We start from the raw sequence: 11,727 nt of genomic DNA, 5'->3' as shown, positions 1-11,727 counted from the left end.
TGCCGGGTTCATTTTTTATCCTGATTTTCAGTTATAAAGATACTTCTGATTTGTCTCCAGATCGATCGTGTCTTTGTCGATCCACTGATATCCCGTATCGATCTTCTGATCTACCGGAAGTCCCTGAATCGCGCGGACGGCCGCCACGATTGCCGCATAGCCAAGACCGTACGGATTCTGCGTTACGGTACCGTACTCGCGTCCCTCCTGGATCGCTTTCTGCTGTTTTTCACCGGAATCAAAACCGACAATCTGAATCTGCTCAGTATTTTCCATATCCGCCAGCGCATCCAGCGTCTGGTCTGCCATGTCTTCGTTCGTACAGAAGATGCCCTTCAGAGCCGGGTAGGTTTCAAGTGTATTTTTCAGCATGTCCGCGATGGATTCTTCTCCATCTCCGTAATTCACCTGAACCACTTTCACGTCGGTATATTTTTCTTCGATCTCTTTTTTAAATGCTTCCACGCGCTCTACGCTGCTCTCGGTGTTGTACTGATGTGCAACAATCGCAACCTCTCCGCTGTTGCCGATGGCCTCGCAGAGATGATCTGCCGCAAGCTTTGCTGCCGCTGCGTGATCAGTCGCACATGTCGAGGTGATCAGATCACTCTCGATACCGGAATCCGCGATGACGACTGGAATCTGGCTGTCGGAAGCCTCTTCCATCTGTGCCTGTCCCGACTGCTGGTCAATGATGCCAAGGATCAGCGCGTCCGGATTTTCCGAAATGACAGAGTCGATGATATTGATCTGAGAGTTGGTGTCACTTTCATTTTCCGGGCCTTCAAATGTCATATAAACTTTGTCGTTTCCGTTGTAGCCAAGCGAGGCGTTCAGATCGTCAAGTGCCTGCTGTGCACCGGCTTTTACGGCTTTCCAGAAACCGGCACTTAAGTCTTTTGCAACCACGGCGATGTAAGAGCCTTTTTCAACGGTAAGTCCATCCACGGTGTCATACAATGCTTCCATGCCGTCCTTGTGCGGAACGGTGATTTCTATTCGTTTTTTGTCTGCTTCTTTTCCTTCATCTCCAGAGCTTTCAGAAGATGTGGATGCACTGGCTGACTCTGCTGTAGAATCTGCGCTGGACGATGAGGCCTCCGGGCTTTCTTCTGCCGCCGGAGTTTCTGTCACTTCCTGAGACGACGATGCTGCGGTGCTCTTGTCTGTCACTGCTTCTTTTCCGCATCCAGCTGCCGAGCACAGCAGGATTCCGGAAAGCAGTACTGCAATCATTCTGCGTTTCATAATTCTCCCTTTCTGCTTTGCCTGATGAATCATTTTCCATTATTTTTTACAGTTTTGTTACATAACCTTTCTCTATTATACACAAACCGTAAAAATAGTCCAGTCCTGTTTTCTTATGATTTTCTGAACTTTTTTGCAATTTCACATAGCTCTGAATAGTTACACAAAGCTGTGGAAGATTTCACCTTCTGGTTTTACGGTAAACGAAAGCCGTTTGCCTGTCCGCGGATGCTTCAGCTCGAGATGATGCGCGCACAGCGCCAGAGATCCTTTCTCTTTCGCCCCATATTTTGCATCCCCCGCCAGCGGATATCCCGCATGGGAAAACTGGACGCGGATCTGGTGGTGGCGGCCCGTTCCGAGGTGGATCTGCACCAGGGTTCGGTTCTCCTGTGTCCTTATCACTTCATATTTCAGCACCGCTTTTTTCGCTCCGGCGGTGCCTGGCTGTACGACGCGGGATGTGTTGCTCCGTCCGTCTTTTACAAGGAAATCCTCAAACTTCTGCACGCCCTGTTTTTCGATTTTTCCCTCACAGACGGCGAGATACTCTTTCTTCATTGTCCCGTCCTTCACCTGCCGTCCCAGTTTTCCTGCGGCGTCTTTGTTTTTCGCAAACACCAGCACGCCCTCAACCGGCTGATCGAGCCGGTGAACGACCGCCAGATATGGAATCTGAGTCCGCGCCTGTCCCGGTGTTTCCGCCCTTGTCTGCTTCGCCAAATAATTCAGCAGCGCATGCTCCAGATCCATCTGTCCCATCCGCGCATTCTGCACTGCCATACCCGCGTGCTTGTGAACAACAAGAATATCGTTATCTTCCATTAAAATATCTTCTCTGCAAAATCCAGCCACTTTCTTCTCCTGTTCTGACTTCTTATTTTCGATACACGGATTTCTCCGCTGTTATGCTTTAAGAAGTATGCACCATTTCCGCCGCATCTGTCAAGAAAAACATGCCCGGCGGACGAATTACACAACACAGAAAGCGATCGCCATACCAATCATTTTTTCTGATACAGCGACCGCTTTTTCTTTATTTTCCATATTCAGTTTTTTCTCTACTTTCAAGGATTTTCACTGGTTTTCTTTCTTTACCGATCTGTGATCTTTGTTTTCGCTTTCGTTTGATATTTCAAAGATCGTTTCTCTTCCATTTCCCTGTTGTAGATTTTCTTTTTTTCGGGAAGATGTTCTTTTTCAGAGGCTTTTCCTTTGCGGTTAAGATTTCCACTCCGAAAATCTTTTCCTTAGGATTTCCTAAGATCTGCTCTGATCTCATGTTTATCAAAAGGTTTTCTTTCGAACTTCTTTTGTATGGATCTTTATCTCAGGTTTTCTTTCCTTTCGGAAGTCTCTCATCTTAAGAACATCTTCCTTTTCCCTTTTTTTCCATTCTTCTATAGAAGATTTCTCGTCTCTTTCTATGAAAATGGTTTGTTCTCTTGAAAAGGGGGTCCCAAGTCTTTCTCTTTGTACCTCTTGGTTAGGTTTTTGTTTTCTTGTTTCTTTGTGATTTTAATATAACAGATCCGCCAGTATTTGTCAACACATTTTTAAAATATTTTTACTGTTTTTTTATATCACTTTTCCTTTTCTTAATTATTGTGTTTATTTTCTGAATTTTATATTGTTTTCTGATATTTTATTTCAAATAAGTGCGCAGAAAAAGAGCTATGAAACAGACTTTTCTCCTGCCACACAGCTCTTTCTCAAATACTTATCCTCTATAATAGTTGATCAGGCATCCCTTGCGGATGATTTCTCTCTCATCATCGGTCAGCGCGCCTAACGTCATCTCGAACGGAACAAGTGCTCCGTCTTTTACAACGTACGCTTTGATCACATCAGCTTTCTCTTCTACTGCCTTGCGGATCTCCGGTACAAAAAGGTAATCTCCGTTTGCAAACGGCAGATCTCCTGCCGGGATCAGGAATGGAAGCATGCCCCAGTTAATCAGGTTGGAGCGGTAGCGCTTCGTTGCATACTCGTTGGCGATGTTTGCCCAGCCGCCTAATACCTTCTGGCAGGAAGCTGCCTGCTCACGCGCAGAGCCGTCGCCCGGTTTTACAGCGAAGATGGTGGATCCGACACCGACGTTTGTCTTGTCGATATCCGGGTACTGGGTGTGAATTGCTGCAAAGACCGGTTTCAGTTCCGGAAGTGCCTCTGCCGGGCAGTTGCCTTCCTGGATGGCTTTCTCTGCAACCTGTACTTCTTTTGCACGTCCCACATAAGCCGGATCTTTTCTGGACAGGGTAAACTCTGCCAGTCCAAGCGGGTTGGAACGGAAGGACGAAGTCTCGCCGGATGGAATCAGCTCGTCGGTGGTCGTAACCGGATCATGGATCTCAGAGACAACCTTCAGAATCAGGTTCTCAGCAAGCTGCGGCATTGCCGGCCAGTCTTTGATGTTTGGTCCGAACTGAATTTCAACAGATGGATCTGCCACGCCCTTGCTGTCGAAGACACGGTTCTCGTAAATCTTCTTGTCGAAGTGGTATGCCGGTTTGGTATACGTTCCGGTAAACTCATCTGCTGCAGTCAGAAATCCCTTGTTTGCTGCGGTTGCGGCGATGGAACGTGCATCCATCAGGGCAACGGAAGAAATCTGTCCGTTCTGGATTTTGGATCCCTCGCGGTTCGGGAAGTTTCTGGTGGAGTGACGGATTGAGAATGCATTGTTTGCCGGGGTATCGCCTGCGCCGAAGCACGGTCCGCAGAATGCAGTCTTGACGATCGCACCGGTCTCCAGCAGGTCTGCCAGTTTTCCGTTTCTTGCCAGCTCCATATAAATCGGAGTACTTGCCGGGTAAACACTTAAGGTGAACGCATCGTCGCCAATGCTGTGGCCTTTCAGGATATCGGCTGCGTCGCAGATGTTCTCAAATCCGCCGCCGGCGCATCCTGCGATGATTCCCTGGTCTACCAGGAGTTTTCCGTCGTGTACTTTATTTTTCAGAGTGAACGGAACTTTTCCGTCGAGGCTGATGGCTGCTTTCTTCTCTACATCGTTCAGGATGTCATCGAGGTTTGCTTTCAGCTCTTCAATGGTATAAACATTGCTCGGATGGAACGGCATCGCGATCATCGGTTTGATCTTGTCGAGTTCTACTTTTACAACGCCGTCATAGTAAGCAACCGCGCCAGGATTCAGCTCTTTGTAATCTGCGCTTCTGCCGTGGATCTGATAGAACTCGCTGATCTTCTCATCGGTTCTCCAGATGGAGGACAGACACGTTGTCTCGGTTGTCATAACGTCCACACCGATCCGGTAATCTGCGCTTAAGGAAGATACGCCAGGTCCTACGAACTCCATAACTTTGTTCTTTACGTAACCATTTGCAAAGACTGCACCGATGATGGCAAGTGCAATATCCTGCGGTCCTACGCCCGCCTGCGGTGCGCCTGTCATGTAAATTGCGATCACTCCCGGCATAGCGATATCATATGTTTTGGAGAGAAGCTGTTTTACCAGCTCCGGTCCGCCCTCGCCCATGGCCATGGTTCCGAGTGCACCGTAACGGGTGTGGGAATCGGATCCGAGGATCATTTTTCCGCCGCCGGCAAGCATCTCGCGGGCAAACTGATGAATTACTGCCTGATGAGGCGGTACATAGACGCCGCCGTACTTTTTCGCACAGGTAAGACCAAACATGTGGTCATCTTCGTTGATGGTTCCGCCGACTGCGCAAAGGGAGTTGTGGCAGTTGGTCAGCACGTACGGTACCGGGAATTTTTCCAGTCCTGACGCGCGCGCGGTCTGAATGATTCCAACAAAAGTAATGTCATGCGATGTAAGTTTGTCAAATTTGATCTGCAGATTTTCCATGTTGCCGGAAACATTGTGGTCTTTTAAGATTCCATAGGCAATGGTTTCTTTTGCAGCATCCGCCGGACACGGCACAGCGCCGGTACGCGCTTTGAGTTCCGCGCGGCCTTCTTCTGTATCCGGGATGATGTCGATTCCGTTGACAAGGTATGCACCTGTGTTCAGTAATTCAATCATGTCGTTCCTCTCCTCTTGTTGTTGATAAAATGTCAGGGTCAAAAAGTCTTTTGACCCCTTCGATACCCGGATTGCTCCGTGCTTTGCACTCCCGCAATCCTGTACGGCTCTGAACGGTTTTACAGATTTTCGCTGTTGTTCATATACGTCATGTAGCTTACGACCATCATGGCAATTTTAAAGGTCAGCGCATCGTCAAATTTACGAATGTCGAGTCCTGTGCTCTTCTCGAGCTTCTCCAGACGGTACACCAGAGTATTTCTGTGTACATAGAGCTGACGGGATGTCTCGGACACATTCAGGTTATTTTCAAAAAATTTATTGATTGTGGTCAGTGTTTCCTCATCGAACGTATCCGGCAGATTTTCGCCGAAGACTTCGGTCATAAACATTTCGCACAGCGGAATCGGGAGCTGATAGATCAGACGGCCGATGCCGAGGTTGTTGTATGGTACCACGTTTTTGTCTGCGTAGAAAATTTTTCCTACTTCGAGTGCCATCTTCGCCTCTTTGTAAGAACGCGATACACTCTTGATCTCGTTGACCGGATTTCCGTAGGAAACGCGCACCTGGGACATGGCCTCCGCATTCAGCATATCCACCAACATTCTTGCGGTCTGGTTCATATCCTCGAAGGTGTCGGTGTCTTTCAGTTCTTTTACAATGATAATGCTCTTCTCATCGACTGCGGTGATGAAATCTCTCGGTCTTGAAGCAAAGAGGCTCTTTACTGTCTCCTGTGCGCTGATGTCTTTTTCCAGCTTCGTCTCTACCATGTAAACAACGCGGCGCACATCTGTGTCGATGCGAAGCTTTTTCGCGCGGTTGTAGACATCCACCAGAAGAAGATTGTCGAGAAGAAGGTTCTGGATAAAGTTGTTTTTGTCCAGACGCTCTTTGTATGCAATGATAAGATTCTGAATCTCACATACGGCAACCTTTCCGATCATATATGCATCGTCGCTGCTTCCTTTAGAAATCAAAATATACTCCACATTCTGGTTGTCATATACTTTAAAATAATGATATTCCTGTACAATCTGGCTGTCCGCAGCGGATAATACAAAAGAACGGATGCTTTCTGCATCAATCGCGGTTTCCGGGAATGTGGTCACCAGCAGAACACCATCCGTATTCGTCACACATAAATCAATTCTCGTAATATTTCTTAATTCATCAAGGGTTTTCTGTAATACCTGACTTGATACCAAATCTGCCACTTCCTTTCTCCTGGCGTATTTTACTCCAGGGTGCGTCTTATCTATAACTATAGCTTATTTTTTTCTCATTGGCAACTATTTTTTGCTTCGCAAAAGGAGGGCGGTGCATATGCAAAAAGGACCGGCATCCGAACGGATGCCGATCCTTTTCTCTATGTTTGCGCATACGCGCTGATGTTCATATGGATTAGTTGGTAATGGTGATCTCTGTCTCTTTGTCGAACAGATGAACTTTCTCCATATCCAGAGCAAATTTAACGGTATCACCGCTTCTTGCAGTTGTACGAGGATCTACGCGGGCTGTCATTGGGAAGCCTTCGCAATCGAAGTACAGGTAAACTTCTGCACCTAACAGCTCGTATACGTTGATCTTGCACTCAACTACGCTGTCTTTGGAAGTTTCGATGAACATCTGAGAATCATGTACGTTCTCAGGACGGATACCCATAACAACGGTCTTTCCGTCATATCCGCCGTCGATAACAGCTTTTGCTTTGGAAGCCGGCAGTTTCATGTTGTATTTACCAACAGTAAGAGTAACGTCGTTTCCGTTAACTTTTACTTTTGCATCCAGGAAGTTCATCTGCGGAGATCCGATGAATCCTGCAACGAACAGGTTGCCCGGTGCGTTGTACAGGTTCTGCGGGGTATCTACCTGCTGAACAACTCCGTCTTTCATAACAACGATTCTGGTACCAAGTGTCATAGCCTCGGTCTGGTCATGTGTTACGTAGATGATGGTAGCGCCCAGTCTCTCATGCAGTTTGGAAATCTCGGTACGCATCTGTACACGAAGTTTTGCATCCAGGTTTGACAGAGGCTCGTCCATAAGGAATACTTTAGGATCACGTACGATTGCACGTCCCATAGCAACACGCTGTCTCTGACCACCGGAAAGAGCTTTCGGTTTACGGTCAAGCAGTTTCTCCAGGTCAAGGATTTTAGCTGCTTCTTTAACCTGTTTGTCGATCTGATCTTTCGGAACTTTTCTCAGTTTCAGACCGAATGCCATGTTATCATATACGGTCATGTGTGGATACAGAGCGTAGTTCTGGAATACCATTGCGATATCACGGTCTTTCGGCTCTACATCGTTTACTACTTTATCGTCAATTTTCAGAGTACCATCGGAGATCTCCTCAAGACCTGCGATCATACGAAGTGTTGTAGATTTACCACATCCAGATGGTCCTACGAAGATGATAAACTCTTTGTCAGCGATTTCCAGGTTGAAGTCTTTTACTGCTTCAAAACCGTTCGGATATCTTTTTGTAATGTGCTGTAAAGATAAACTTGCCATTTTTGAATCCTCCCTAAATGAACATCATGCGTTTTATTATGAGTTTTGCATTTGCATCTCTCTTGCTTATGGGATTAGTATACCTTTTCTACCCGCATTCGACCATGCCACAATTACACAAACTTTCCTCCGGCAGATTGGCAATTCTGCTTTCGGATTTTCTCGAACCGTTCTCTTCTGTCCACTTTGCACAAACAAAATGTTCACTCTTATACAAAATGACGAAACGAAAAGTTTATATTCTCTTCATTGCATTTTTCTGAAAAATTCGCTATACTTTTCTATGATGTCTGCCAGCCGGAACGTTAATCGGCGGCACACTTAATTCAACAGAAAAGAGGAACAAATTATGAGTTTTTTCAGCCTGGACAGTAAGTTCTCGCAGATTATGGGCCGTGTCTTCGACCTGATGATGCTGAACATTATTTTCCTTATTATGTGTATCCCGATTGTGACAATCGGCGCCAATTTCACAGCAATGTACTACGTCACGCTGAAGATGATCAAAAATGAGGAGACGTATATCTTCCGTACCTACTGGAAATCCTTCCGCGAAAACTTCAAGCAGGCAACTGCCATCTGGCTCATCCTGCTGGCGGTTCTGATTGTTCTGATTCTTGATCTTCTGCTGGTCATGAGAATGCCGGGTACCATCACCTACCTGCGTTTTGTTTTCCTGGTACTGATCTTTTTCGAGGCCATGGTACTTTCCTATGTATTTCCGGTACTGAGCCGCTTTGACAATACTGTAAAAAACACGATCAAGAACTCCATCCTGATGGCAATCCGCCACCTGCCGTGGACCATCATGATCCTGCTCGTCAATCTCTGTCCGCTGCTGATCTATGTATTCTCCACGACAAAGATTGTCAGCTATCTGATTCTTCTGATGTTCCTTCTGGGCTTTTCCACGGTAGCGCTTGGATGCTCCTGGTTCTTCGTAAACAAAATCTTCCCATTCTATATGCCTGAGGAAGAAAACGAGGTTCTGACACCGGAAGAAGAATCCTTACGGGCACTCGAAGCAATGGACAGACCAAGCCCGCTGACTGAACGTTCCGATGACGCTGCTCCGGCTGAAACTACCGATGCTGCAGAAACTGCTTCGGAAGAGGAATCTGCAAGCCCGGCTGAACAGACAGAAACAGACGAAACAAACGAATAAATAAACTGCATTTCATAAACAACTCCCCGCCGGGAACCGCATCTGCTGCGTGTTTCCCGGCGGGGAGTTGTCGTTTTCTATTCTCTTTTATTTTTCAACACTTCTCAGGCATCCTGCTGTGCTTCCTCCTGTACCGCTTCCGGTACGATCATCGGAGGCATCGGTTTTTTCTCCTTTACAGCTTCATCAAACGTAATCGTAACCTTGAACAGGTCGCCGTCCAGATAAATGTTGAAGCTTCCATGCTGCAATACCGTTAGGTTCTTTGCGATTGAAAGACCCAGGCCGCTGCCCTCGGTGCTCCGGCTGACATCGCCGCGGATAAAACGCTCCGTCAGTTCATCTGCCTGGAAGTTCAGCGGGTTCTCGGAAATGTTCTTAATCGAGAGCTGAATCTTTCCGTCTTTTTTGATGGCATCCACATAAACCCGTGTTCCCGGCATGGCATATTTGCAGACATTTACGTACAGGTTCTCAAGCACGCGCCAGATGCGGCGGCTGTCCGCACGGATCAGAAGCGGTTCCGGCTGGAGAATACAGATCAGGTCGAGATTGCGGCCTTCGAACCGCTCCGCAAATTCTCCGTTCACCTGCTGTACCAGTTCATTCAGGTTCAGGTTCATGAATTCCAGTTTAATATTTCCGGAGCTGATCTTCGATGCCTCGACAAGGTCCTCCGTCAGCTGTTTCAGGCGCTGTGATTTTTCGTCGAGTACGCGGATATAATCTTTCGCTTTCTCGTTTTCAATATTTTCCCGTTTCAGCAGATCGACATAATTAATAATAGAAGTAAGCGGTGTCTTGATATCGTGGGATACGTTGGTGATCAGATCCGCTTTTAAGCGCTCGCTCTTCATCTGCTCCTGCACTGCCGCTTTCATTCCCTCTCCGAGCGAATTGACAATTCCGGCAAGCTGAAGGTTGTCTTCCCCCTGCAGCTCCGTCAGGTCAATCTTGTAATCCAGATCGCCCGCAGCAATCTCTTTTAAGCCATGTTCAATCTGTTTTCTTCCGGATGCCTCGCGCAGCAGAAGAAGCAGCACTGCGGCATCCATCACCAGGGTAAGGAATACGCCGAACATTCCGAAGCCGCAGCAGAGAATGATCTGCACGCCGCAGAAAACGCAGAACATAAGGATCGTTCGCTCCGACTCCTGTCTGCCTTCATAGAAGGTTCTTCCGGCAGACACGATCCGGTGGCCGACGCAGTACAAAAACGACTGTTTCCAGACGTTGCGTGCTTTGATCCGGCGCACCAGTGAGCAGTACGGAATCAGTGTGATCAGAAATCCGGCGAGGATGCCCGATGCGGCCACCAGGCTTCGCCATGTATCTGCTTCATTTCCATAGGATCCGCTGTAGATGTAGTTTCCGTCAAAATTCTGGATATAATGAACGCCGCCGTAGGAAAGTTCGATGCAGACAGCAACGATTCCAACTGCTCCCATCACAATCAGGATGGCGGCTGCAGCTGCGATTTCCGTGTACCACTGATCGAAAAAGTAAAGGCGGATTTCTTTGTTTTTTCCATTTCTTCCTGCCTGCAGTGTGAACAGGACCAGGCAGACCAGCGTTCCGATTCCGCCAACTGCAATCATCAGAAGAAGGAGCTGCATTTTCGGAAGCCACTGGCTGTAGATCTCACTGTACTGGGAGAAATAGTCGCTTGCTGCCAGATCCGGATCCAGTGCAACAAAGATCTTCTGATAATTATCTGCAATCTGATTGTTCAGTAGATAGCTTCTCGCTGCTTCCACGGCCGGGCTGTTTTTTCTTGTTGCATAAGAACGGACTTTGTCGGCACCGCCGGTCCGGTCAACAGCAAAGGCGAACGGATAGGGCGATTTCTGCGCAATGGCTGTTGTGTAACCATTTTTCCAGGAATCCACATTCGTATAGATATTTCCTTCTTTATCCTCCAGACAGTACCAGAGATTGGCATCGTCCGCATCGACGCTGATGCCGCTCTCCTGGTTTTTAAAAGCAGCAACTTCTTCCGTGACCCCGGAAAGTGTCATATACAGATCGCGGATGGATACCTTTTTCAGATTTGCCGCCGCGTACTCATAGAGGTACGTTCCCGCTTTCGTTTTCTGCGTTTCCAGGCTCATTCCCTGATCGTATAGATACAAAAACTGGGAGGAAACATCAGCAGGATCAATTTTTTTCTCTTTCAGGCTTTTCACTGCATTATCGGAAGGAAAGTAGACCTCGCCGTCCGGGGAAAAGCTGTCAAACGTCTCTGCATCTGCCGCGCTCACTTCTTCGGTGAGTGCGGCTACATCCGTCTCTTCTGTTTCCTGGCTCACGTCAGTTCCATCTTCGTATGCAAGATAGGCTTCTTTGTCAATTCCGGCATCGTTCGTCGCATAATTGTCCGCAGTATACGCTGCCACCTCATTGAGGTCTGCGCTGCTGCCGTCATCGTACATCTTGACAAGCTGGTCAATGGTGTACGTTGTACTTATCCCGCCGCTTCCCTCTCCATCGGTTGCAAAGGCACGGTAATCAATCTCTTTTGTTCCGTCGTATCGACCGTTTGTGCCGAATTTACTCATATCATTATAGTAGCTCATGACGTTATGAAGCTGCCGCTGCACCAGTGTGCCGCATGCGGTGGTTTCTTCAAACGCATACTTTTTTGCTGCCGCATTCGGCGTCAGGCCGACGCTGGAAAGCATCAGTGTCTGAATGCCCCCGAACAGCGCACTGGCGGCAAAAACGATCAGCAGAAGAAAAACGATCAGCTTCCCCGTCAGGCTGTAGAGTTTTCGTTCTTTCACAA

General features: G+C 47.6%; 7 protein-coding genes. 1 reads left to right on the top strand and 6 read right to left on the bottom strand.

Features of this window, described 5'->3' with window-relative positions; all coding sequences use genetic code 11:
• Positions 1-27 precede the first annotated feature (27 nt).
• The 5 genes from DWX26_RS12425 to DWX26_RS12405 form a co-directional block, all read right to left on the bottom strand.
• Positions 28-1,248: an ABC transporter substrate-binding protein gene (locus DWX26_RS12425; RefSeq protein ID WP_158580611.1), complete on the bottom strand. Its 1,221-nt coding sequence runs from the start codon at positions 1,246-1,248 to the stop codon at positions 28-30.
• A gap of 159 nt (positions 1,249-1,407) precedes the next feature.
• Entirely contained in the window at positions 1,408-2,073 is a 666-nt protein-coding gene (locus tag DWX26_RS12420) for an RluA family pseudouridine synthase (protein WP_118601529.1), read from the bottom strand.
• Positions 2,074-2,968: 895 nt separating this feature from the next.
• Entirely contained in the window at positions 2,969-5,257 is a 2,289-nt protein-coding gene (locus DWX26_RS12415; protein ID WP_199676807.1) for a hydratase, read from the bottom strand.
• Between the two features lie 119 nt (positions 5,258-5,376).
• On the bottom strand, positions 5,377-6,468 hold the full coding sequence (locus tag DWX26_RS12410) for a PucR family transcriptional regulator (protein ID WP_117762063.1): 1,092 nt from the start codon (positions 6,466-6,468) through the stop codon (positions 5,377-5,379).
• A gap of 196 nt (positions 6,469-6,664) precedes the next feature.
• The gene (locus tag DWX26_RS12405) at positions 6,665-7,777 is read right to left on the bottom strand and encodes an ABC transporter ATP-binding protein (protein WP_055219170.1); all 1,113 of its coding nucleotides are present in this window, start codon (positions 7,775-7,777) and stop codon (positions 6,665-6,667) included.
• A gap of 349 nt (positions 7,778-8,126) precedes the next feature.
• Here DWX26_RS12405 and DWX26_RS12400 point away from each other — a divergent pair, with 349 nt between their 5' ends.
• Positions 8,127-8,942 carry a YesL family protein gene (locus tag DWX26_RS12400; protein ID WP_070100805.1) on the top strand — a complete coding sequence of 272 codons (816 nt, stop codon included), beginning with the start codon at positions 8,127-8,129 and terminating at the stop codon, positions 8,940-8,942.
• A 104-nt stretch (positions 8,943-9,046) separates the two neighbouring features.
• Here DWX26_RS12400 and DWX26_RS12395 read toward each other — a convergent pair whose 3' ends face one another.
• On the bottom strand, positions 9,047-11,725 hold the full coding sequence (locus DWX26_RS12395; protein WP_117509947.1) for a sensor histidine kinase: 2,679 nt from the start codon (positions 11,723-11,725) through the stop codon (positions 9,047-9,049).
• Between the last annotated feature and the right edge of the window lie 2 nt (positions 11,726-11,727).

This window comes from Blautia sp. AF19-1, assembly GCF_003479155.1.
Taxonomy (GTDB): domain Bacteria; phylum Bacillota; class Clostridia; order Lachnospirales; family Lachnospiraceae; genus Fusicatenibacter; species Fusicatenibacter saccharivorans.
The sequence above is the reverse complement of the archived record's forward strand: the minus strand, read 5'-3'. Positions and strand labels throughout refer to the sequence as shown.